The sequence below is a fragment of the Sphingobacterium sp. CZ-2 genome, assembly GCF_004526235.1.
In the GTDB taxonomy this organism is placed as follows: Bacteria; Bacteroidota; Bacteroidia; order Sphingobacteriales; family Sphingobacteriaceae; genus Sphingobacterium; species Sphingobacterium tenebrionis.
Window position 1 is genome coordinate 2,567,383 of record NZ_CP038159.1, and the last position, 23,853, is coordinate 2,591,235.

Sequence of the window (23,853 nt, forward strand, 5' to 3'; positions counted from 1 at the left end):
AAGAGAAGACAACAGAGGAGAAGTGCCCACGGGCATGGATCCAAAGCAACGCACCATCTGGCAAAAGGGATGGTGGCGTGAAGAAAGTAAACAAGGGCACACGGGGGATGTCTAGGCTCTCAGAGGCGATGAAGGACGTGATAAGCTGCGATAAGCCACGGGGATCGGCAAATGCGACTCGATCCGTGGATCTCCGAATGGGGCAACCCGGCATGTTGAAGACATGCCATCAAATGAAGCGAACGCGCCGAACTGAAACATCTAAGTAAGCGTAGGAGGAGAAAATAACAATGATTTCCCAAGTAGTGGCGAGCGAACGGGAAAGAGCCCAAACCATACCTGTTACGGCAGATATGGGGTTGTAGGACCACGATATTGTACTGTGCTATGAACTGGAAGCAGGTGGGAAACTGCGCGATAAGGGTGAGAGCCCCGTACAGGCAAAGAATACAGGCATAGTGGTATCCTGAGTACCGCGGGACCGGAGAAATCCTGTGGGAATCCGCCAGCACCATCTGGCAAGGCTAAATACTCCTGAGAGACCGATAGTGGACCAGTACCGTGAGGGAAAGATGAAAAGAACCCCGAACAGGGGAGTGAAAAGAACCTGAAACCGTGTGCTTACAAGCGGTCGGAGCGGAGCGATTCCGTGACGGCGTGCCTTTTGCATAATGAGCCTACGAGTTACTCTTGTCCGGCAAGGTTAATCGATTAAGTCGAGGAGCCGAAGCGAAAGCGAGTCTGAACAGGGCGCACAGTCGGATGAGGTAGACGCGAAACCTTGTGATCTACCCTTGGGCAGGTTGAAGGTGCGGTAACACGTACTGGAGGACCGAACCGATAAACGTTGAAAAGTTTCCGGATGACCTGAGGGTAGGGGTGAAAGGCCAATCAAACTGGGAAATAGCTCGTACTCCCCGAAATGTTTTTAGGAACAGCGTCGGCATATGAGTCTAGCAGAGGTAGAGCTACCGATTGGGTGCGGGGGAGTCAAATCCTACCAAATCCAGACGAACTCCGAATGCTGCTAGATATGGCCGGCAGTGAGGCTTTGGGTGCTAAGGTCCAAGGCCGAGAGGGAAAGAACCCAGACCATCAGCTAAGGTCCCCAAATCCGTTCTAAGTTGAACTAACGAGGTCCGGTTGCCCAGACAGCTAGGATGTTGGCTTGGAAGCAGCCATTCATTTAAAGAGTGCGTAACAGCTCACTAGTCGAGCGGCCGGGCGTGGATAATAAACGGGCATCAAGAACGGTACCGAAGCTATGGATTGCAGATGAATCTGCACTGGTAGGGGAGCATTCCATAGGGGGCGAATCCGGCAGGTGACTGTCGGTGGACCTTATGGAAAAGCAAATGTAGGCATAAGTAACGATAAGGCGGGTGGGAAACCCGCCCACCGAAAGACTAAGGTTTCCTGATCAACGCTAATCGGATCAGGGTCAGTCGGGACCTAAGGCGCATCCGAATGGAGGCAGCCGATGGACAACGGGTCAACATTCCCGTACTGTTCCTTACTGCGATGTGGTGACGGAGTAGTGACACTGCCGCGAGCTGACGGAATAGCTCGTTGAAGCGCAAAGGTATTGGACCGGTAGGCAAATCCGCCGGTACAGCCGAAGCGCGATAGTACTGCAAACCTCCGGGGGCGCAGATAGTGCAGGTAATCAGACTTCCGAGAAAACCCGCTAAGCTTCAGGTAAGGAACACCCGTACCGTAAACCGACACAGGTGGTCGAGGAGAGGATCCTAAGGTGCTCGAGTGAATCATGGCTAAGGAACTCGGCAAAATGGCCCTGTAACTTCGGGAGAAGGGGCGCTTCCTCCAGCGATGGAGAAGCCGCAGTGAAAAGGCCCAGGCGACTGTTTAGCAAAAACATATGGCTTTGCGAAATCGAAAGATGAAGTATAAGGCCTGACACCTGCCCGGTGCTGGAAGGTTAAGAGGGGATGTCATCCGCAAGGAGAAGCATTGAATCGAAGCCCCAGTAAACGGCGGCCGTAACTATAACGGTCCTAAGGTAGCGAAATTCCTTGTCGGGTAAGTTCCGACCTGCACGAATGGTGTAACGATCTGGGCGCTGTCTCAGCCATGAGCTCGGTGAAATTGTGGTATCGGTGAAGACGCCGGTTACCCGCAACGGGACGGAAAGACCCCATGAACCTTCACTATAGCTTAACATTGAGATTGGGTACAGGATGTGTAGGATAGGCGGGAGTAATTGAAGCGGTTTCGCCAGGAACCGTGGATACGACCTTGAAATACCGCCCTTTCTGTATCCGGTTTCTAACTCGCCCAAGGCGAGGACATTGTTTGGTGGGTAGTTTGACTGGGGTGGTCGCCTCCAAAAAGGTAACGGAGGCTTTCAAAGGTAAGCTCAGTACGCTTGGTAACCGTACGTGGAGTGCAATGGCATAAGCTTGCTTGACTGTGAGACCTACAAGTCGACCAGGGTCGAAAGACGGACATAGTGATCCGGTGGTTCTGTATGGAAGGGCCATCGCTCAAAGGATAAAAGGTACTCTGGGGATAACAGGCTGATCTCCCCCAAGAGCTCATATCGACGGGGAGGTTTGGCACCTCGATGTCGGCTCGTCACATCCTGGGGCTGGAGAAGGTCCCAAGGGTTGGGCTGTTCGCCCATTAAAGTGGCACGCGAGCTGGGTTCAGAACGTCGCGAGACAGTTCGGTCCCTATCTGTTGTGGGCGCTGGAAGTTTGAGTGGATCTGACCTTAGTACGAGAGGACCGGGTTGGACGGACCGCTGGTGAACCTGTTATGCCGCCAGGTGTACGGCAGGGTAGCTACGTCCGGGATAGATAAGCGCTGAAAGCATCTAAGTGCGAAACTAGCCACGAGATGAGACTTCCTCATAAGGGCCGTCGGAGATGACGACGTTGATAGGCCACAGGTGTAAAGGTTGAGAGACCAAAGCCGAGTGGTACTAATAACCCGAAGCTTTCCAATGCGGATAGTACTGTTGTCCTCTCTCTTTTTTGATCCTTTCTTCCAATAACATGTCAATGACGTGTTCAGTAACTACTATCTAGTAGTTAGTATTTAGACTGCTGCATGCGTGCTACAGTGTCAATTTCAGACAGAACATAGAACAATATCTCATAAAGATCTTCAGGTGCCTATATCGGCGGTGTCCACCTCTTCCCATTCCGAACAGAGAAGTTAAGCCCGCCAGAGCCGATGGTATTGCCGTAACAGGTGGGAGAGTAGGTCGGCGCCTAATTTTACAAAGGAGCCCCGTTATCGATAGATGACGGGGCTTTCTGTTTTTATAGCACCCTACGCGTCATTGCGAGGAACGAAGCAATCTTCCCGCATGTCATGCTGAGCGGAGTCGAAGCATCTACATGTGGTACCCGTACAGATCCTTCGACTGCGCTCAGGATGACATAAGGCGCAGCATATCCAAAGATTGCTTCCTCGTACCTCCTCGCAATGACGGAGGGCGCCATAGGTCTAACTACTTAATACTAACTACTAAATACTATTAAAGGAAATCAAAGATTTCCTTTATCTTTGCAACCAATGGGTACACAACTAGATAACGGGGTTAAACCATATAACCATTATGGGGCTTACCTGAAGGAGAAATATGCGGGGCAGCGGGTTTTTAAGGTCATTGTGGATGGTAATTTTACCTGTCCGAACAGGGATGGCAGTAAAGGCTACGGCGGTTGTACCTATTGTAATGTGGATTCTTTTACGCCGGATACGGCCAGGAAGATCCCAAGTATTAAGGAACAGGTGGAGAATGGGATCGCTCGTGCGCGCAATAGTTATGGCGCTGAGAAATTCATTATCTATTTTCAGCCCAATACCAATACCTATGCGCCGACTCATCTGTTGAAGATGATGTATGATGAAGCCTTGAGCATCTGTCCGGAACATACCCTTGGTTTATCGGTGGGTACAAGACCCGATTGTTTGGATTTTGAGAAGATTGCTCTCTTGGAGAGTTACACCGATAGGTTCGATGTAGATCTGGAGATGGGGATGGAATCCATCTATAATGAGACCTTGGAACGCATCAATAGAGGTTGTTCCCACGATGAATTCAATCATGCCATGAAGATGTTGGAGAACACCAATCTAGACCTTTGTGTGCATACCATCTTTGGTTTTCCTTGGGAAACGGAAGAAATGATGTTGAAATATGCGGAGGAGATCAATAAACATCCAAAGATCAAGTTTGTTAAACTGCATCATTTACATATTGTGGAAGGTTCGATCATGGGTGTCAAATATAAACGGGAGCCGTTCGAATTGTTTACCATTGAAGGTTATACCGAATTCCTTGCGAAATTCATTCCTTTATTGAGACCAGATATTATTATCCAACGGATTTTTGGAATAGCTGATAAAGAACTTTTGATCGCTCCAAATTGGGGATTTCCAAAATCAGGGATTCAGACAAAGATCGATAAGGGATTGGAAGAACTGGGTGTGAAACAAGGTTCAGCCTATGTTCCCGAAGCAATTGTTTAAGAACTGTATTACTTATATAAAGCATAAAAGAGGGCTGAAATTAATTTCAGCCCTCTTTTATGCTTTAAATGTAACTTAAACTTTTTCCATATTATTTACCTAAAACAAGTTTCCTTAAGTTAGCAGATAGCGATCTATCGCTCCACAATAGACTTCAGATCCGCAGGAGAATAATAGATGGATTTCAAGGTCTTGTCATCGCCTTCACGGAACACCAAATATTTACCATCAATTTCTTTATAATAAGAATCCACTCCTTTTGCTTTGTAGTGTGCTTGGGTTTCGATAGCTTCTTGTTCTGTTGTGCAGGCTTTGCTCATATTGGAACGCTGAACTTCATTGAATAGATCGTTGAATTTATCCTTCAATCCGAATTCCAGGATGGCACCCGACAATACATATTGAATATCGCAAAGGGCATCCGCAATTTCTACCAAATCCTTATCATCGATGGCCTCTTGAAGCTCTTTCAATTCTTCGGCAATCAGGGAAACTCGCAGCTTACATCGAGCTTCAGAAGGGATGGTTGGTTTATCTAGAATAGGATGTTGAAAGGTAGTATGGAACTCAGCAACTGAAGTTAAACATTTTGGGTCTGTCATAATAATTCAAATTTTATTAAAAATACAAAAGATAGCGGAATTTATGAAAAATGAAAGGCCATCAATTCCAGATTATACAATAAAAAAAGGCACTTACGTGCCTTCTTCTATTATTTCATTAAGTGTTTCAACTGTATGATTTCTTTATCATCCAAGTATCTCCAACGTCCGCGAGGAAGATCTTTTTTGGTCAGGTTCGCATAGACCACACGGTCCAATTTAACCACATCATAACCTAAAGATTCGAATATACGACGAACGATACGGTTTTTACCAGAGTGGATCTGAATGCCTACTTCACGTTTGGAAGCACCCATTACATAACTCAGATCATCAGGTTTCACAAAACCATCTTCCAGTTCCACACCGAATTGGATCTTATTGAAATCACCTTGTGTAAGGCTCTTATCCAACTCCACATTGTAGATCTTGCTGATGTTATTTCTTGGGTGGGATAATTTTTCCGCCAGGTTTCCGTCATTGGTCAACAACAGCAATCCTGTGGTATTTCTATCCAAACGCCCAACCGGATAGATTCTTTCCTTGGTCGCTTTGGATACCAATTGCATCACTGTTTTGCGCTCCTGAGGATCATCCGTGGTGGTAATATAGTCCTTTGGTTTATTCAATAACACATAGACCATTTTCTCACGCTTCAAACGCTCATCATTGTATCTGATTTCGTCTTTTGCAGGATCTACCTTGGTACCTAATTCCGTTACGGCAACACCGTTCACAGAAATTACACCGGCTTCGATCAATTCATCCGCTTTACGGCGTGAACAAATACCTGAATTGGCAATATAACGGTTCAAACGGATCAAGCCATCATCTTCAGGCTCAGCGAATGAACGCTCTTGCGCAGGTTTTCTTGTTCTATAAGTTGTTTTTCTGTCGCCACGATCTTCGCGCTTTCCAGAAAATTTACTGTCTCTGTCAAATTTCTTATACCCACCTTCAGAACGATCTCTTCCTTCTGAACGGTCGAATTTCTTATCCCGGTCGAATTTCTTGAAACCTGAATCTCTTCCTTCGGAACGATCAAATTTCTTGAATCCTCCTTCCGAACGGTCTCTTCCTTCGGAACGATCAAATTTCTTATCACGGTCGAATTTCTTGAAACCTGATTCTCTTCCTTCCGAACGATCAAATTTCTTGAATCCTCCTTCAGATTTATCAAACTTCTTGAATCCTCCTTCTGAGCGATCTCTACCTTCGGAACGATCAAATTTCTTATCGCGGTCGAATTTCTTGAAACCTGAATCTCTACCTTCTGATTTATCAAACTTTTTAAATCCACCTTCAGATTTATCAAATTTCTTAAATCCTCCTTCCGAACGATCGAATTTCTTGAATCCTCCATCACGGTTATCGGAGCGGCCAAATTTTTGGTCTCTATCGTTGTTACGGAAATTGTCGGATGAATTACGGTTGGAATCTCTTTTTGCGTTAAAAGAACCTTTATCGGATCTTTTACGGTCTCCGAAGCTTTCTGAGTTGCTTCTGTTTTTTCTGGACTTGTCGTCTCGACTGTTCCTGTTGCTACTAAATGGCATAATTTTCAAAAAAAAATTGAGCTACAAAGATAGCTATATTAATTGATTTTACTCTTTTTTATTTGTAAATGTTTCAATGTCCCTTATAAGGTGTGTTAGCGCCTCTTTAAACGGTTAAAAACTGTTAAAACTCATAACTATTTGGTAGATAACAAAATATGTCTTACCTTTGGAGCTTGATTTTCACCAAGCTGTCTTTTGATCGGTATTTTACGCGTGGATAGGATAGCAGTAAGGGATTGAATGATAAAAAAAAGAGTATTATGTTGTAGTGCACTTTTGACTGTAATGTTGTTGTCAAAACTGTACTCAAACCCACAGCCAGACATGGTTTCGGACCCTTTTAGAAAGGCGTTAAACCATTCAATGAAAACCAATGTAGCAACAACGTTGGCTGAATTGAAAAAGAATGAAAAGGATGATTTTTATTCGAGCATCTCATTCGCGAATGAAGAGATTCCATTGGAACAAGAAAGCGTTAAGCGTAAATTGGACAAGTACCTGCGCAAGTTTTCTTATTTAGAGCGATCATCGCATCAGATTCATCGCAAGGCGGACCAACTCCTACCTCGGATCGCCAAAATCCTCAAAAGCTATGGTATTCCCGACGATTTCAAATACATTGCGGTAGTTGAAAGTAGTCTGAATCCTGGAACTACATCGCATAAAGGCGCAGGTGGTTATTGGCAATTCATGCCAGCTACTGCAAGGCTTTATGGATTACGTGTCAACGGCAAAGTGGATGATCGTTTAGACCTAACCAAATCTACCCATGCAGCAGCACGGTACCTGAAATCACTTTATAGTGAGTTTGGTGACTGGACCCTTGTAGCTGCAGCCTACAACGTGGGCGGTGGAAGCCTTCGCGGTTCTTTAAAAAGACAACGTAAGGACAACTATTACGACCTAAAATTAAATGCCGAAACAGCCGCTTATGTCTACAAAATCATCTCCATGAAGACGGTTTTGGAAAAAGGATAAGCCCTCAAGAAGAACAATCTTATTTATTATATATGCAAGGAAACCCAAAAGGTTTCCTTTTTCTATTTATTCCTTTCTGAAAAGTAAACAAATTTTACCCTGTCATAGAAATGTCACGAAAATCTTCTGTCATGTTGGTAAATTTAAAAAGTGTTTATTAAATTTATTAGTGATTGCGTAGCACATCTAACCAATGAAAACGGAAAAATAACCTGCCTATGGCCAATCTGAGCGCATAACTTAAAAAAGTGATTCATATCATTATTTCTTGCTTCCTATTATCATTAGAATGTCATCGTGATACTGCTACTTTTGAACAAGTTAACTTAATATAAAGAATAATGCAGGTAGAGCAATTTAATTATGACAACAAGATTGTCAGAGATTTTGGAATCGCGACTGTAATCTGGGGAATCATCGGTATGACGGTCGGCCTAATCGCTGCATGTCAGCTGGTATGGCCGGAAGTCAACTTCGGGTTGCAGTTTACAACATTTGGTCGGATTAGACCATTGCACACCAATGCTGTGATTTTTGCGTTTGTGGGAAATGCAATCTTCATGGGAGCTTATTACTCCATGCAACGGGTGCTAAAAGCTAGGATGTTTAGCGATATGCTAAGTAAAATCCATTTCTGGGGATGGCAATTAATCATTGTAGCCTCCGCAATTACCCTTCCTCTAGGTCTGACCACTTCGCATGAATATGCGGAAATGGAATGGCCGATCGATTTAGCCATTACCATTATCTGGGTGGTTTTTGGTGTTAACATGTTCGGTACGATTATTAAACGTAGAGAACGTCATATGTATGTAGCCGTTTGGTTCTACATTGCCACGTTTGTAACCGTTGCTGTACTGCATATTGTTAACTCTGTACAGTTGCCAATTTCGATGTGGAAGAGTTATTACGTTTATGCAGGTGTTCAGGATGCCTTGGTGCAGTGGTGGTATGGCCACAATGCGGTTGCATTCTTCTTGACTACCCCATTCTTAGGGATGATGTACTATTTCTTACCTAAGATGGCTAACCGTCCTGTTTATTCTTATAAATTAAGTATCCTTCACTTTTGGTCGTTAATCTTTATCTATATCTGGGCAGGTCCTCACCACTTGTTGTATACCTCGCTACCGAGCTGGGTACAATCTTTAGGTGTGGTCTTCTCGATCATGTTGATCGCCCCAAGTTGGGGAGGTATGATCAATGGTCTATTGACCCTTCGTGGAGCATGGGATAAAGTTCGTACAGAACCTACCTTAAAATTCATGGTAGTCGCATTGACCTGTTATGGTATGGCTACTTTTGAAGGGCCGATGCTATCCCTAAAACAAGTAAATGCGATTGCGCACTTTACCGACTGGATCGTTGCCCACGTTCACGTAGGTGCTCTAGGTTGGAACGGATTCATGACCTTCGCCATTTTATATTGGTTGATCCCTAGAATCTATAGAACTCAACTATATTCTAAGAAATTGGCGAATACCCACTTCTGGATCGGTACATTAGGTATTCTTTTCTACGCTATCCCGATGTATTGGGCAGCTGTTGTACAAGGTTTGATGTGGAAGGACTTTACACCAGAAGGTGTATTGAAATATCCTAACTTCTTGGCAACAACCTTAGAGATTCTTCCAATGCACATGATGCGTGCGGTAGGTGGTTTATTGTACTTATCTGGAGTAATCCTGATGACCTACAACTTGGTGAAAACCATTAAAACAGGATCGCTATTGGCTGATGAGCCTGCTGAAGCACCAGCTCTAGAACCAGTAGTGGTTACAGAAAGAGCACAACACCGTCGTTTAGAGCGTAAGCCGCTTTTATTCATGGTGCTATCCTTGATCGCTATCTTGATTGGTGGTTTGGTAGAGATGATCCCAACTTTTACGGTCAGCAGTAATATTCCGAAGATCGAATCGGTTAAACCTTATACCGCCCTGGAATTGACCGGAAGGGATCTGTATATCCGTGAGGGATGTGTTAACTGTCACTCACAAACTATCCGCCCATTCCGTTCGGAGACCGCTCGTTACGGCGAGTATTCCAAAGCAGGGGAGTTCATTTACGATATGCCATTCCTTTGGGGATCGAAACGTACAGGACCAGATTTACACCGTATCGGTGGCAAGTATCCACATAAATGGCATTATGACCATATGTTGGATCCGACCATCACATCACCGGGAAGTATCATGCCTCCATACCCATGGTTGATCGATCAGGAGATCAGTTATAAATACTTAACTGCGAAAATGAAAGCCATGAGAAATCTAGGTGTTCCGTATAGTGATGACGAGGTGATCAACGCTGTTGAACATGCGCAGGCACAGGCAGCAGCCATTACGAAAGACCTTGCGGCCAACCAGGTTCAAGTAGAACCTACGAAGGAAATTGTAGCCATGATCGCTTACCTACAACGTTTAGGTACGGATATTAAAGCTGCTCCAGCGAAAAAAGAGGAAGCAGCAGCATCAAATGGTTCTAATTAATGACTATCTAAAAAATTAAAAGCTATGTGGAAGCAAATTACTGACTTACATGGGGACGAGATTTATATGATAATCTCCTTGTTGATCTTCTTAACATTCTTCATTGCGGTTTCGATCATGTTGATCCGGATGAAAAAGAGCTTTGTTGATTACATGAAAGAACTACCGTTTGAGGAGTCTGAAAATGAATTGAAGAACTTACCTGAATCGAAATAATTATGAATTTTATAGTATTATTGGCAGACGCGGCACCCTCAACTGATATGACATTGGGGACCGGGAATATGTACAACGATATCTTTTACTTGGTTGTGTTCCTGGTGTTGTTAGCTGTTTTGATAGCGGCCATTGCCATCAATCGTGCCTTACGTTCCATGCTAAAGGTGACTATGCCGGAGGTGGTAAAAGAGGAAACTCGTTTAGCAGCGGAGAGAAAGGCAGCACGCAAGAATTACTGGCGTGGCGCGTGGAACTATTTCATGGGGCTAAAACCTATGGAGCAAGAAAAAGAATTGGTTATCGATCATGAATACGATGGTATCCAAGAATTGAACAATCCCATCCCGGTATGGTTCAACGCCTTGTTCTATTCCACCTGTTTATTCGCGGTGGTCTATCTATTGATCTACCAAGTCTTTGGTATCGGTTTGAACCAGGATCAGGAGTATGAGCAGGAAATGGCAAAAGCAGAAACCGAGAAACAGGCGTTCCTTGCGCAATCAGCCAATCTTTTTGATGAGAATTCCATCACCATCGATGAAACAGGGATGTTGGCAGCCAATGGTAAAGCGATCTTTGCCACCAACTGTGTAGCCTGTCATGGTGGAGCGGGTGAAGGCGGAATCGGTCCTAACTTAGCCGACCGTTTCTGGATCCACGGTGGGGAGATCAAGGACATCTTTAAGACCGTAAAATACGGTGTGCCTGATAAGGGAATGGTGCCTTGGGAACAAACATTGACCCCAGCACAGATTGCAGAGGTAAGTAATTACATCATAACTTTAAGGGATACCAAACCTGCCAATCCAAAAGGAGCAGAAGGTCCTGAGGTGGTGAAGTATGAAAGTGAAGGAGGGTCTGCTTCCTCAGAAGCAGCAGCGACTGATAGCACAGCCACTGCAAATTAATCAAACAAATTTGTATCAATAATATCATGGGAATAGTAGTAAGTGAAGCCGGAAAACCAAATCAACCTGAAAAATCGAAAAGACAATGGATCTACGCCAAAAAGCCTGGCGGTAAGCTCTATAACTATCGACAGGTGGTCGGTTATGGCTTACTACTATTCTTTTTCTTAGGACCCATCATTAAAATAAATGGAAATCCTTTCTTGATGTTCAACATCGTAGAAAGGAAATTCTCCATATTTGGGAACCTATTCTATCCACAGGATTTCCATATCTTCCTTTTTGGAATGCTCATCGTGATGGTGTGCATCGTGCTGTTCACCGCGGTGTATGGCCGAGTCTGGTGTGGTTGGACTTGTCCGCAGACCATTTTTATGGAACTGATCTTCCGACGGGTTGAATACCTTATCGAAGGAGACTGGACACAACAAAAGAAATTGAATGAAGGTCCGGATACCGATGCGAAAGCCTGGAAGAAAGTGCTCAAACACAGTATCTTTCTGCTGATATCCTTTGCCATTTCCAATCTGTTTCTCGCCTACATCATCGGCGCAGATGCTTTACTCAAAATAGCAACCGATCCTATCGATCAACATATCGTTGGGTTCCTATCCATCCTTGTCTTTACCTTGGTCTTTTACTTTGTGTTTGCCTTTGTTAGGGAAATCGTCTGTACCCGGATTTGTCCTTATGGAAGATTACAGGGTGTATTATTGGATGATAATTCGGTAACTGTTGCCTACAATACGGCAAGGGGAGAACCCAGAGGAAAAATCAAAAAAGGGGATGATACCCCGAAAGGCGATTGTATTGATTGCCATTTGTGTGTACATGTTTGTCCTACGGGGATTGACATCCGCAAAGGCCCTCAATTGGAATGTGTTTCCTGTACGGCATGTATCGATGTCTGTGATGCTGTAATGGATAAGATCGATAAACCTAGAAGGTTGATCGGATTTTATACCCTGGCACAAGCCGAAGGAAAGGAAAGCATAGCAGAAAGCAAAAAGAAAAACACCCGTACTTGGGTTTATACATTGATTTTGCTGGTATTAATGGGTATCTTCGGGTTTATGATTTTCAGCCGTTCGGATGTGGATGGTAGGCTTCTGCGCGCAAAGGGTAGTACCTATCAATTAAAGGACGATGGAACAGTATCTAACCTGTATACCTTAGAAGTATTGAACAAGACGAGTAAGGATATTGATTTCGAGCTGGTAAGTCCTGATCCTGGTGTAAGGATCCAGATCGTGAATCCTATTTCGCATTTGGCGAAAGAAGGAAGCGCAAAATTAAGTCTTTTCCTGATCAGGGATCAGAAAGATATCAAGACGTATAAATCTGATATTAAAGTGGATATTAAAGCAGGAGATAAGGTGATAGACCAAATGGAAACCACCTTTATTGCTCCACCTAAAAAATAAATAAAATGAACTGGGGTTATAAAATAGTTTTTGGATTAGGGGCCTTTATGCTTTTCATAGTTGGCGCCGGTGTGTATATGGTCAGTAATGATTCCGATTCGTTGGTAGATCCTGATTATTATGAAAAGGGATTAAATTATGATGATACCTATCATAAAAAAGAAAACCTGCTGAATCACGAGGCGAAGCCTAACATGCAGGTGACGAAGGATACATTGACCATCACATTTGTGGCTGTAGGAAATAAAGGTAATTTAAATTTCAAGCGACCGGATAATGGGAAGCTTGATAAAACCCTTCCTTTTGCTACCCAGACCAACCAGTTCAAATTGCCTTTGTCGAGTTTTGAGAAAGGGAATTGGAATGTAGAGATCGATTGGAAGAATGGTGACCTGGATTACCTTTCTGACCAGGCACTTTTTATACAGTAACAAGATGACCTATCACTATCTAGCGTTTTTTATGGGGCTGCTTGGTAGTATCCATTGTGCCGTCATGTGCGGGCCATTATTGTTGGCTGTTCAGGCTGGGCAACAGGTTTCCTGGAAAACTACCTTCAACAAGCTTCTGTACCAATTTGGTCGAATACTTACCTATGGGCTACTGGGTTTGTTCTTGGGGCTGATCGGGAATGTGGCAGCTGTTCAAGGATGGCAACAGGTCTTTAGTTTGGTGACTGGTCTGATCTTGTTCAGTATTGGTCTGTTTTATATGTTCGGAAAATCATCGAGTCAATTGGCGGCTTTCCAAACAAAAGCCATTCAGCCTTTTGCCAAATTCATGGGCAAATGGTTGTATCGTCCCGGTGGGAGTTTTGTTGCAGGTGTACTAAATGGGGTACTGCCCTGTGGGATGGTCTATATGGCCTTGGCATCCGCCGTGAATGCCGATTCCATGCTCAATAGTTTTTTGTTTATGATCCTGTTCGGCTTAGGTACTTTGCCGCTTCTTTTACTATTTTCCTTTGCCGGTAATTTCCCAAGACGAATTTTTAAGAAGGGATTTAGTTCCGTACTGCCTGTGCTTTTTCTACTGATGGGGATGTGGTTTATCCTTCGTGGTGCCAACTTGGATATCCCTTATCTAAGTCCGTTATTGCATGTGGATGGTGCACTGAATTGCGTCATGTAAAAAATCTGTTTTCTTCCTAAACATTTTCTTTAGTATCTTGTCTTTCATAGACCAATATGAAGGAACATTTAGACACCGCTATATTATTTTTGGAGCAATGGGGATGGATCCCTATGCTGATCGTTTATATAGGTGTAACCATTACCATTCTGATCGAAAATCGCAATCCCACTAAGACTATTTCTTGGGTGATGGTGATTGTGTTTATTCCCTTTGTGGGCTTGATCCTGTATTACCTTTTTGGACAGAAGTTTTCCAAGGTAAAGAAAATGAAGCGGATCAACCAGGAACAGACCCTACGCCTCAAAAAAGAGTTCCAGCGTTTGGAACCATTGATGCTTTGGTCGATCCGGAATATTCATGATAAAATAGGTGATCTGTCCCGGGTCTTTTCTTATTTGAAAAACGAAAAGCTCTCGACTCCGACTTTGAACAATGAAGTGAAATTATTGGTCAACGGAGAGCAGAAATTCCCGCTGTTCCTTCAATCATTGGAAGAGGCTAAGCATTCCATTCATATGGAATATTATATTTTCGATGTGGATAATATCGGGATGCAGGTATTGGATCTTCTGGAGAAAAAGGCTGCCGAAGGGGTAAAGGTCCGACTGATCGTGGATAGTTTTGGTTCGCCGAAACTGGTGCGGTACATGCGGAAAAAGAAAGATTCCAAGATTGAATTTCAACCTTTCCTGCCTGTTACTTTTACTTCCCTGGCGAACAGTAATTACCGGAACCACCGGAAAATCGCGGTGATAGATGGGTATACGGCCTATATTGGAGGTATCAATATTTCCGATCGTTATATCAACCCGAATGAATTTGGACTCTATTGGCGGGATACCTCTGTAAGGATAAAAGGAAATGCTGCAGCTATGTTCCAGATCAGTTTCTGGAATTCCTGGAACCAGACTGAAGGGGAATCCTTCAACTTGGAAGATGGCTATTTCAAGGATACCGCTACGGTATCCGAAGAATTAAGTGCTGTTGCATTGGCATCGAGTGATCCTGGATCTATCGGGCCATTCAACATGGAAGCATTGCTGATCAGTATTGGGGAGGCAAGTGAGCGAATCCAACTCTGCACACCTTATTATATTCCGACGGAAGAACTGGCAACTGCCCTTAAAACGGCCGCCGCAGCTGGGGTAGAGGTAGAGCTGATGATTCCGGAGATGGGTGACTCCTGGATTGTACAGCATGCCTGTTACTCCTTCATCAAACCATTATTGGAACGAGGAGTCAAGGTTTATTTTTATAGCAAAGGATTTTTGCATGCCAAGACGGCCATCATCGATGGTAAGATCGCATATGTTGGAACGGTCAATCTCGATTTCCGAAGTTTCTATATCAATTATGAGGTAGCTGCCGTGATCTCCAATAAAGAATTCTGCAAAGAGATGGAGGAACAGTTTGCCATTGATAAATCAAATTCTGTATTGATCACCGCTAGAGATTGGAAGAAAAGAAAGGCATGGAAACGGGGCATCGATTCCTTATGTCGTCTTTTTGCGCCCCTACTCTAGGGAAAAGCTGTTAAAAATCCTTAACAGCCATCCGTCTTCCCCAAAAAATCGATATATTTAGCTTTTTGAAAACGAATTTTAGATGAGTAGACTTAACCGAATATTATTCGCTCTTATTGCTTTTATTGCCAGCCTGTCACAGGTAAATGCTCAAGTAAAACCTGCAATCCCTATTAATACAGCGGTAGAAAACGTTCAAAAGTATTTTTCTGTATATCCTGTAGAAAAGGTGCATCTCCATTTTGATAAACCTTATTATGCCGTGGGGGACACCCTTTGGTTCAAAACCTATCTGAATACCAATCTTTTTAATTATGCCTCCAGTAAAGTGGCTTATGTGGAAGTGATCAACGGGCGAGATTCCTTGATCCAAACCATGCGTATCCCATTGAAAAATGGAGGTGGATTTGGTCAGTTGGTGCTGGATCCCCAGTTCTATGCGCAGGATAATTATAGGTTTCGTGCTTACACCAAATGGATGATGAATTTTGACCTGGATTATTATTTCAATAAGGTTGTAACCGTAGGTGATGCCATCAATAAGAAATTGGGTGCTCAAGTGAGTTTCGCGCCAGATGGAAGTCGCACAAAAACGACTATGCAGTTCCGGTCGAAAGATGGGAAATTGTTGGCTAAAAGAAAATTGACCTGGGAAGCCAATGATGGTTGGGATGCTTTTGATAAAGGAAAAGCAGAGACGGATGAGATGGGACGTGTGGTCTTGAACCTATCCAATAAAGAAAGGGAGAAATTCAAAAAAGGAAGGATTGTCGTGAAGTTGGAGGATGGAGAGACCTTGGTTGGGAATTATCCTTTGGCAAATGCCCTTTGGGATGCGGATGTTCAGTTTTTTCCGGAAGGTGGTGACCTGATTGCCGGCCTAAGCAAAAAAGTAGCCTTTAAAGCGGTAGAGTCTTCTGGTAAAGGAGCGAAGGTAAAGGGTAAGATTATTGATAGTAAAAAGAAAGAAGTAGCTACTTTTGCTGATTTGGGAATGGGTATGGGTTCATTTTCCATGGTTCCCCAGCCAGGAGAAACCTATAAGGCTGTCGTAAGTTTCGAAAATGGAACCGAAAAGACATTTGACCTGCCAGCTGTGGTTGAAAATAAACTCAATGTGATCTATGTTTCCCAGGATGCAGAGTCTATAAATATTGGTTTGGTGACCAATGAAACTTATTTCAAGCAGATAGAAGGGAAACCATATTATATTTTTGGACAATTGAATGGACATTTGATCTATGCCGCACAGGTATCCATCAAAAATTCTGCAGTTTCCATTAAAGTTCCTTTGAGTGAATTGCCGAATGGAATCGTTCAATTGACCTTAATCTCTCCGGATGGACAACCGCTATCGGAACGATTGGTCTATGTTCAGCCTCAGCAATTAATAGACATCAAAATTTCCACGGATAAACCAAGCTATGCGAAGAAAGACTTGGTAAAACTAAAACTGAACCTGAATAATTACTTGGATAGTATCCCTGCCACTTATTCTGTTTCGGTCATTGATGAAACAAAGGTTCCTTTTAATGATGATGAAGAAAGGGGCATTGTAAGTAATATGCTCGTGAATTCGGATCTAAAGGGCTATGTGGAGAAACCGAATTATTATTTCAATCCTAAGAACGAGAATCGATTGGAGGCACTGGATGCCTTGATGATGACCCAGGGTTTCCGAAGATTTGATTATAAGGACCTGATCCAAGGAAAACTGCCAACTGTGCGTTATATGCCAGAGGAAGGTATCGTGATTTCGGGAACTTTAAGAGATAATACTGGGAAGTTGCAGAACAATGCCGGATTGTTGTTGACCATACCTGGTGCTGCGATCAAGCGTGATGCTTATACGGATCCACAAGGTCGTTTTATATTTGATAAGTTGGTGTTCAATGATTCGTTGAAGGCTACGGTAAATGCAAGAAGTAATCCTAATTATAGAAGTTTGGTGATCAATATGGACCCTACGGAGTTTCCGAGGATTGATGATACGAATGCTTATAAAAGTGCCGCGATCTACAATATCGATGAGAATCTTTCGGCTTACCTGGACAATAGCAAAAAGGAATTCCGGACTTCCACGTTGATCGAGGAGGTTGTGGTGACCCAAAAAGTTGAAAGCAAACAGACGAGTAAGGATTTCTCGGCGCTCTCTGGGCTTTCGATGCCGGAACACCGTATCGATGGTAGTCGATTGAATGGCTGTAATGTATTGACCATGTGTTTGAATACAATATTAACAGGGATTACCTATGATTCCAATACCTTGAAATATTATATTACAAGAAATTATAATCAGGGGAGCAGGGTGCCGGTTCAATTCTTTTTGAATGGTATGCCGATCGATGAAAACTCCTTGAATTCCATTCAGATTCCGGATATTGAAGGGATTGAGATCTTTTTGAGAGATGATCTGGGGACTGTAAGGAATGTTTACCAGAATGATGGGGTGGTATCTATTATCACCAAAAAAGAAAAGAAACAACCTCGGATGACGATGGCACAGATTGAGGCGATGTTGCCGAAATCAAATGTGATCGATTTTAATCCTTTGGGTTATGTGAAGACCAGGAAATTCTATGTTCCGAAATATAGTACTGCGGAAAGTAAAGCCACTAGCGATTATCGGACTACGGTGTATTGGAATCCGGATGTGAATGTGGTTAAGAATGGAGAGGTAAATCTGGAGTTTTATAATGCCGATGGTGTTGGGAAGTATAAGGTGGTGGTTGAAGGTAATGATCTGGGAGGCAATGTGGGTAGACAGGTTTATTATTATGATGTGAAGTAGGAATTGTTAAGTCTGGTCATGGCGGGGGATTAGCGTCATTGCGAGGGTTCTGCGTCATTGCGAGGAGGTACGACGAAGCAATCTTTGAACTTTGTCATCCTGAGCTGCGTCGAAGGATCTGTACGTTTTTGTACGAACAGATGGTTCGACTACGATGACATATCGAAAGATTGCTTCGTTCCTCGCAATGACGAGTATGGTTGCAATGACGAGTAACCTCGCAATGACGAGATAGGTTATTATAGCAGCAGCCCTTTACTGCACCGGCTCATTATGTTTCTTAACAACTTCCCGTTTTCCAGTCTCTGGGTCGATTTCCAACTCAGTCTGCTTAACCAAAACAGCAAAGGAAGAAGGCTGTATTCCTTTACCATATTTCACTGCATACTCCTTCGTAAACTCTGCGCCAAAATAGAGAATCGCTGCTGAGTAATAAACCCACGCCAAGAGGATAATAATGGATCCAGCGGCTCCAAATGAGCTTGCAGTCACATTCTTCGAAAGGTACAACGAGATCAAGAACTTTCCTAACATAAATAGGAGAGCCGTAAATAAAGCTCCACCCAAAATATCCTTAAACCTAACCTTCGCATCCGGAAGGAAAGCATAGATGATCCCAAAAAGAGAGGTGATCACCAGAAAGGTAATTCCCGTATTCACCCAATCAATCAACGCAATATCCCAATTCCCCATAAACTGATTAAAATAATCCGTCATAATTCCTATAACCGAAGAAATAATCAGGGAGGCCATCAATAAAAACACCAGACCGATGATCATGGAAAAGGAGATCAACCTATTGATAATAATCTTCAGCCATCCTTTTTTAGGTTTCGGCTTCACCTTCCAGATATTATTGATGGAGTTTTGGATATCCACGAAAATAGTGGTGGAAGTAAACATCAAGGTTGCTGTACCGATGATGATCCCAATATTGGACTTGCTATCCAAAGAAAGATTATGTACGGTAGATTCGAGTAGGGTAGCGATTTCTTTACCGAAAATATCATTCAGTTCCTGCAATACCTGTTCGCGCGCGCCTTCACTTCCATCCAATGCGCTGCCGTAAAAAAATCCTAAAGTCCAAGTGAGGATAAGGAGGAGGGGACCTATGGAAAAAACCGTATAATAAGCCAAGGATGCGCTCATTTTCATACAATTGTCTTCTGCGAACGCATTTCCTGCATTCATTAATAAACCCCAAAATTCCTTGATCTTGGTCCAGATCGTGTTTAACATTATTCCGAGTAGATTTGCTTGATGTTTTCTTCGTTACGTTTGGTGATCACTTTACGCTTAAGACTCAATTTTGGTGTTAGCTCACCACCATCGATCGTCCATTCTTTAGACAGTAAAATGAATTTTTTTACCTGTTCCCACTTTCCAAAGTTAGCCATTGATTGGGATATTATCTGTTCATATTTCGATAATACTTCAGGCTGCTTGATTGCTTCCTCTTTGGAATTATAAGGAATGCCTTTATGTTTACAGTATTTCTCCAATTCCTCAAATGCCGGAACGATCAATGCCGAAGGGAATCGCTGATTCTCTCCAACCACCATCACCTGTGCAATAAGCGTGGATTCCATCAATTTATTTTCAATGACCTGAGGGGCCACATATTTTCCACCCGCAGTCTTGAACATTTCTTTTTTGCGATCGGTAATCCGTAAAAACCCATCCGGAGTCAGCTCACCGATATCGCCGGTATGGAAGAATCCTTCTTCGTCGATGGCTTCTTTGGTGGCCTCATCGTTTTTATAATAGCCGATGGTAATACTTGGACCTTTCACCAGGATTTCGCCATCCTGGGCGATCTTCACTTCCAGGTTTTTCAACACACGGCCTACTGTTCCAAATTTTACATCTTCATCTTTCCAGGAATTTACGGCAATCACTGGCGAAGTCTCGGTCAAACCATAACCTTCCAATACTTTGATTCCAGCTGCCCAGAATACGCGTGCCAACCTTTCCTGAAGCGCGGCACCACCTGAGATGATCAATTTGATGTTTCCACCTAATGCTTCCTTCCATTTACTGAAGATCAACTTTCGCGCTATACCCAATTGGAAATTATAGAAGGAAGAGTTTTTCTGCGGCTCTTGATAGCGAAGACCCAAGTTCAATGCCCAGAAGAACAAAGATTTTTTGATTCCGGTTAAGTTCTTTCCTTTCTCCACCACCTTGTCGTATACTTTTTCCAGTACCCTTGGCACTGTAGTGAATAGATCAGGTTTTACCTCATTGATGTCCACAACGATATTGTCCAAGTTTTCGGCATAATAGATCTGAACACCTTTTGAAAAATACATGTACACCACCATTCTTTCGAAGATATGGCATAAAGGAAGAAAGCTTAACGCTTTTTTATATTCATCTGTTACTAGGTGATTACAGGCTTCTACATTGCTGATGATGTTTTTATGGGATAGAAATACCCCTTTCGGCTTTCCAGTGGTACCAGAGGTGTAAATGAGCGTTAATAGATCATCCAATCCTACAGCCTCCCGATAAGGGGTCAGGTCTGTATTCTGTTGCTTACCCAGTTCAACCACCTCTTTATAGGATTTTCTTCCTTGGATAACATCAAAGGTGAAAGATTCCAATTCCAGGTTGTTTTCTTTTAAGGCATTATCCGCTTTCACAGATAGTTCCTCATTACTCACAAAAAGAAGTTTTACTTCGGCGTCATTTAAAATGTAAACTAGATCTTGATTGGAAAGGGTAGGATAGAGGGGGACAGTAGCAGCACCAATTTGATTACAGGCAAAATCGATGAAATTCCATTCGGGTCGATTCCCGGACATAATCGCTATCCGATCACCCTTTTGGATGCCTTTTGCAAGTAATCCTTTACTTAAACTTTCTACTATTTCTACAAACTCTTCAGTTGAATAGGTTTTCCAAGAACTTCCTGCGCGCCCAGCAACCATGATTTCTTTGCTGTACTTATTCTTATAATTAATGACCAGGTCATACAGTTTATTCAATTTGCTCATGTTGTCTCCTCCTAAATAATAATTCCTTAATTGGTTATTGATACTATAGGTAGACTAATATATAATTTTTTAGGTAAAAACTATGCGTGCAGAATAAATTTTTGACTGAAAATATACAAAAAGCGCGTTTTTTCCGTTAGAAAATTAATGTTACTTTTGAATTAAATTAGATGTTATAATGAATAGAATTTTACAAATCACTTTTATTTCTGTTATTACTTTTTTGGGGTTTTCAACGGCTGCACAAGCGCAATTGACGACACAACATGCTATCGGAGCGCGATTCGGATCGGCCACTGGTATTACCTATCGATATACCCTTAGCCCGGATAGGGCCATTGAAGGGATCATGAGTGTTCAAAGTAACTCTAAATCAAGTAGATTCCGTTTGGTAGGATTGTATCAATACCATAAACCATTGATCGATGACCTTTCCTGGTTCTGGGGATTTGGTGGTAGTGTGGGTTCTTATACTGGTAAGGCGTATACTGATGCGAATGGAAAAAGATTTGATAAGTATTCGGAACTAGCTTTGAGTATTGATGGTATTGCAGGTTTGGAATATAAGATTCCTTCAGCGCCTATCGCGATTACGTTGGATGCAAAACCTTATTTTGATTTCTTGCAGGAAAGTGGATTTAGGATTGTGGATGGATTGGGATTTTCGGTGAGATATACTTTTTAGGTTTTAATTGCGTCATTGCGAGGAACTGCGTCATTGCGAGGAGGTACGACGAAGCAATCTTTGGACTTTGTCATGTGTGGACTTTGTCATGTGTGGACTTTGTCATCCTGAGCGTAGTCGAAGGATCTGTACGGTTGTATACGAACAGATGCTTCGACTACGCTCAGCATGACATGCGGGAAGTCAGCATGACATGCGGGAAGATTGCTTCGTTCCTCGCAATGACGCAATTTCTCCCAATGACGTTAGTCCTCGCAATGAAGGATTTACTCAACCTAAGGCAAATAAATTACCCCAAACTCAACCAAACATCCCCTAATCTTCTTTCTTCCTCGCTTGCTTCCGGGTTTCTTTCAATATAATACGACACTTTTTCACTTGCCTTCAGTTTTACAGGAATCTCCATCATCAAACCATCCCTCGCCACCAAAATAACCACTTCATCCCCAACCTGGCTATAAGTCATTGCTTGATCCAATTCCCGACCCTGCTGATCCAAACGATTTCCATTAACCGCAATAATCTCATCATCCACATTCAAACCATACTCCCAAGCACTGGAATTCCGATCAACAGCTTTAATGGTTGTCCTGCCATCCGAATGGGAAACCTTAATTCCCAAACTACTGGTCTGATTCAATTTATTTTGATCAATAAACTGATAACCTACCTTATTGAAATAAGCGTTATAATCCAATTCTGTAATCTCATACACCGCTTTAAAGATCTCTTTCAGCGAAACGCCTGTAACCTCTTCTGCCAAAGCCTGAAATTCCTTCTCCTCTATACCTCGGTTCTCCATCAAATAAAACCGCTCATAAGCAGCACGCATCACATCATCCAAACACTTCTCACCATTGGTTCCAACAATAATACTAATGTCTATCATACAGGCCAACATCGCTCCTTTATTATAATAGGAAATACTTACATTCGGTGAATTCTCATCCGGACGATATTGCTTTATCCAAGTATCAAAACTAGATAAACCGACAGATTGCAATAAATGACCAGGTCTATTCAACACCAAATTAAATTCCGAAACCAGTTCATTCAAATATTCCACCTCATTCCTAAATCCACATCTTCTTGTAATCAGGTTATCGTAATATGCTGTAAATCCCTCGAAGATCCATAATAATGGCGTATAGTTTTCCTGTTCATAATCAAAAGGGCCCAAGTTCTTCGGACGCAACCTTTTCACATTCCACAGATGGAAATATTCATGTGCTACTAAGCTCAGGAAATTATTATAACCAATATTGGTAATATAGGCATTACGAGAAGCTGCTAGGACCGTCGAATTCAAATGTTCCAAACCACCATGTGCGCTTTGGTAGTTATGCGTGATAAATACATAGCGATCATTCGGGTTAGAACCCCAGATTCGGGTCTCTTCAGCAACAATCTTTTGAATATCCCGCGTCAATTGGTCTTTATTGTAATTTCCTTGTCCCACCATCGCAAATTCATGCGGTATTCCTGCTGCCTGGAAATGCCAAATATCCTGGTTTCCAATCTCCAAAGGAGAATCATAAAGGATATCAAAATCCTCAGCATAATAGACTAATTCCCCAACCTCGGTTTGTGCCAAACCGGTAGATACATAGGACCACTGAGGTGGTAAAATCACTTGTACGGTGGAGGCATGGCTCAATTGACCATCCACGTAAAGAAAAGTTCCGGCAGGACTGATAAAGGCGTGGCTATCATCCACAAAATTGGTTCGCACCGATCTTTCAAAGGAATAAACCCGGTAGGAACACGCAAAATCATGCCCATAGCTATATACGCGCCAAGTGTTCTTGGAGATTTTACTCACCAATAGCTTTTCACCATCCTTACTCAAGGCAGTTACCTGTTCAACATTCTTGGAGAATTCTCGGATCAGGTAGGAGCCAGGAGTCCATACCGGCATTTTAAGGTCGATATAAGGCTGGCTAAAGCCTTCGATGAACAGGCTTACCTCCACATAATGCGCCTGTGGTTCGATAAAAGAAAGTTGAAAGTGTATGCTGCTTGTATTCATGGTAAATTAT

At 42.8% G+C, this 23,853-nt stretch carries 16 protein-coding genes and 2 rRNA genes; 13 read left to right on the forward strand and 5 right to left on the reverse strand.

Translation table 11 applies throughout. The annotated features are described in order from the left end of the window. The first annotated feature begins 80 nt into the window (after nucleotides 1-80). The 3 genes from E3D81_RS11380 (at nucleotide 81) to E3D81_RS11390 (ending at nucleotide 4,503) form a co-directional block, all read left to right on the forward strand. Nucleotides 81-2,967, forward strand: a 23S ribosomal RNA gene (locus E3D81_RS11380). 162 nt (nucleotides 2,968-3,129) lie between these two features. Next, nucleotides 3,130-3,241, forward strand: a 5S ribosomal RNA gene (rrf, locus tag E3D81_RS11385). 302 nt (nucleotides 3,242-3,543) lie between these two features. Next, a complete protein-coding gene (locus E3D81_RS11390; protein ID WP_099366807.1) occupies nucleotides 3,544-4,503 on the forward strand; it encodes a TIGR01212 family radical SAM protein in 960 nt (319 codons plus the stop codon). 134 nt (nucleotides 4,504-4,637) lie between these two features. Here E3D81_RS11390 and E3D81_RS11395 read toward each other — a convergent pair whose 3' ends face one another. Together E3D81_RS11395 and E3D81_RS11400 are read right to left on the reverse strand one after the other, a co-directional pair. Beyond that, the gene (locus E3D81_RS11395) at nucleotides 4,638-5,105 is read right to left on the reverse strand and encodes a nucleoside triphosphate pyrophosphohydrolase family protein (RefSeq protein ID WP_099366806.1); all 468 of its coding nucleotides are present in this window, start codon (nucleotides 5,103-5,105) and stop codon (nucleotides 4,638-4,640) included. Between the two features lie 110 nt (nucleotides 5,106-5,215). Continuing rightward, nucleotides 5,216-6,661 carry a pseudouridine synthase gene (locus E3D81_RS11400; RefSeq protein WP_134777451.1) on the reverse strand — a complete coding sequence of 482 codons (1,446 nt, stop codon included), beginning with the start codon at nucleotides 6,659-6,661 and terminating at the stop codon, nucleotides 5,216-5,218. A gap of 366 nt (nucleotides 6,662-7,027) precedes the next feature. Here E3D81_RS11400 and E3D81_RS11405 point away from each other — a divergent pair, with 366 nt between their 5' ends. From E3D81_RS11405 to E3D81_RS11445, 9 genes are all read left to right on the forward strand, one after another. Further along, a complete protein-coding gene (locus E3D81_RS11405) occupies nucleotides 7,028-7,642 on the forward strand; it encodes a lytic transglycosylase domain-containing protein (RefSeq protein WP_245153203.1) in 615 nt (204 codons plus the stop codon). A gap of 341 nt (nucleotides 7,643-7,983) precedes the next feature. Then, nucleotides 7,984-10,131, forward strand: a complete 2,148-nt coding sequence (gene ccoN / locus E3D81_RS11410; protein ID WP_099366803.1) for a cytochrome-c oxidase, cbb3-type subunit I — start codon at nucleotides 7,984-7,986, stop codon at nucleotides 10,129-10,131. A 24-nt stretch (nucleotides 10,132-10,155) separates the two neighbouring features. After that, nucleotides 10,156-10,347, forward strand: coding sequence for a hypothetical protein (locus E3D81_RS11415; RefSeq protein WP_099366802.1), 192 nt, complete (start codon nucleotides 10,156-10,158; stop codon nucleotides 10,345-10,347). Between the two features lie 2 nt (nucleotides 10,348-10,349). Then, the gene (locus E3D81_RS11420; RefSeq protein ID WP_099366801.1) at nucleotides 10,350-11,258 is read left to right on the forward strand and encodes a cbb3-type cytochrome c oxidase N-terminal domain-containing protein; all 909 of its coding nucleotides are present in this window, start codon (nucleotides 10,350-10,352) and stop codon (nucleotides 11,256-11,258) included. A 26-nt stretch (nucleotides 11,259-11,284) separates the two neighbouring features. After that, nucleotides 11,285-12,682 carry a cytochrome c oxidase accessory protein CcoG gene (gene ccoG / locus E3D81_RS11425; protein ID WP_134777452.1) on the forward strand — a complete coding sequence of 466 codons (1,398 nt, stop codon included), beginning with the start codon at nucleotides 11,285-11,287 and terminating at the stop codon, nucleotides 12,680-12,682. A gap of 5 nt (nucleotides 12,683-12,687) precedes the next feature. After that, entirely contained in the window at nucleotides 12,688-13,113 is a 426-nt protein-coding gene (locus tag E3D81_RS11430; protein WP_134777453.1) for a FixH family protein, read from the forward strand. Between the two features lie 4 nt (nucleotides 13,114-13,117). Beyond that, nucleotides 13,118-13,813, forward strand: coding sequence for a sulfite exporter TauE/SafE family protein (locus E3D81_RS11435; protein WP_134777454.1), 696 nt, complete (start codon nucleotides 13,118-13,120; stop codon nucleotides 13,811-13,813). 56 nt (nucleotides 13,814-13,869) lie between these two features. Beyond that, on the forward strand, nucleotides 13,870-15,339 hold the full coding sequence (cls, locus tag E3D81_RS11440; protein ID WP_134777455.1) for a cardiolipin synthase: 1,470 nt from the start codon (nucleotides 13,870-13,872) through the stop codon (nucleotides 15,337-15,339). Nucleotides 15,340-15,421: 82 nt separating this feature from the next. Further along, nucleotides 15,422-18,130 carry a carboxypeptidase regulatory-like domain-containing protein gene (locus tag E3D81_RS11445; protein ID WP_245153204.1) on the forward strand — a complete coding sequence of 903 codons (2,709 nt, stop codon included), beginning with the start codon at nucleotides 15,422-15,424 and terminating at the stop codon, nucleotides 18,128-18,130. A gap of 255 nt (nucleotides 18,131-18,385) precedes the next feature. On the opposite strand, the gene E3D81_RS11450 is transcribed toward E3D81_RS11445, so the two are convergent. Continuing rightward, nucleotides 18,386-19,369 carry a YihY/virulence factor BrkB family protein gene (locus tag E3D81_RS11450; RefSeq protein ID WP_099366795.1) on the reverse strand — a complete coding sequence of 328 codons (984 nt, stop codon included), beginning with the start codon at nucleotides 19,367-19,369 and terminating at the stop codon, nucleotides 18,386-18,388. After that, nucleotides 19,369-21,129: an AMP-dependent synthetase/ligase gene (locus E3D81_RS11455; RefSeq protein WP_134777456.1), complete on the reverse strand. Its 1,761-nt coding sequence runs from the start codon at nucleotides 21,127-21,129 to the stop codon at nucleotides 19,369-19,371. The genes E3D81_RS11450 and E3D81_RS11455 overlap by 1 nt, the downstream gene beginning before the upstream one ends. Nucleotides 21,130-21,307: 178 nt before the next feature. Between E3D81_RS11455 and E3D81_RS11460 the strand changes: the two genes are divergently transcribed. Next, complete coding sequence (locus tag E3D81_RS11460; protein WP_134777457.1) at nucleotides 21,308-21,814, forward strand: hypothetical protein; 507 nt, start codon at nucleotides 21,308-21,310, stop codon at nucleotides 21,812-21,814. Nucleotides 21,815-22,103: 289 nt separating this feature from the next. Here the strand turns inward: E3D81_RS11460 and E3D81_RS11465 are convergent, their stop codons facing one another. Continuing rightward, entirely contained in the window at nucleotides 22,104-23,843 is a 1,740-nt protein-coding gene (locus E3D81_RS11465; RefSeq protein ID WP_134777458.1) for a M61 family metallopeptidase, read from the reverse strand. Nucleotides 23,844-23,853 lie beyond the last annotated feature (10 nt).

What these genes read in the sequence shown, in the direction of transcription:
- ccoG (WP_134777452.1), top strand. Translation starts at nt 11,285, where the DNA reads ATGGGAATAGTAGTAAGTGAAGCCGGAAAACCAAATCAACCTGAAAAA.
- E3D81_RS11450 (WP_099366795.1), bottom strand. Translation starts at nt 19,369, where the DNA reads ATGTTAAACACGATCTGGACCAAGATCAAGGAATTTTGGGGTTTATTA.
- E3D81_RS11395 (WP_099366806.1), bottom strand. Translation starts at nt 5,105, where the DNA reads ATGACAGACCCAAAATGTTTAACTTCAGTTGCTGAGTTCCATACTACC.
- E3D81_RS11435 (WP_134777454.1), top strand. Translation starts at nt 13,118, where the DNA reads ATGACCTATCACTATCTAGCGTTTTTTATGGGGCTGCTTGGTAGTATC.
- E3D81_RS11415 (WP_099366802.1), top strand. Translation starts at nt 10,156, where the DNA reads ATGTGGAAGCAAATTACTGACTTACATGGGGACGAGATTTATATGATA.
- E3D81_RS11455 (WP_134777456.1), bottom strand. Translation starts at nt 21,129, where the DNA reads ATGAGCAAATTGAATAAACTGTATGACCTGGTCATTAATTATAAGAAT.
- E3D81_RS11430 (WP_134777453.1), top strand. Translation starts at nt 12,688, where the DNA reads ATGAACTGGGGTTATAAAATAGTTTTTGGATTAGGGGCCTTTATGCTT.
- E3D81_RS11400 (WP_134777451.1), bottom strand. Translation starts at nt 6,661, where the DNA reads ATGCCATTTAGTAGCAACAGGAACAGTCGAGACGACAAGTCCAGAAAA.
- E3D81_RS11390 (WP_099366807.1), top strand. Translation starts at nt 3,544, where the DNA reads ATGGGTACACAACTAGATAACGGGGTTAAACCATATAACCATTATGGG.
- E3D81_RS11405 (WP_245153203.1), top strand. Translation starts at nt 7,028, where the DNA reads ATGAAAACCAATGTAGCAACAACGTTGGCTGAATTGAAAAAGAATGAA.
- E3D81_RS11420 (WP_099366801.1), top strand. Translation starts at nt 10,350, where the DNA reads ATGAATTTTATAGTATTATTGGCAGACGCGGCACCCTCAACTGATATG.
- E3D81_RS11460 (WP_134777457.1), top strand. Translation starts at nt 21,308, where the DNA reads ATGAATAGAATTTTACAAATCACTTTTATTTCTGTTATTACTTTTTTG.
- ccoN (WP_099366803.1), top strand. Translation starts at nt 7,984, where the DNA reads ATGCAGGTAGAGCAATTTAATTATGACAACAAGATTGTCAGAGATTTT.
- cls (WP_134777455.1), top strand. Translation starts at nt 13,870, where the DNA reads ATGAAGGAACATTTAGACACCGCTATATTATTTTTGGAGCAATGGGGA.
- E3D81_RS11445 (WP_245153204.1), top strand. Translation starts at nt 15,422, where the DNA reads ATGAGTAGACTTAACCGAATATTATTCGCTCTTATTGCTTTTATTGCC.
- E3D81_RS11465 (WP_134777458.1), bottom strand. Translation starts at nt 23,843, where the DNA reads ATGAATACAAGCAGCATACACTTTCAACTTTCTTTTATCGAACCACAG.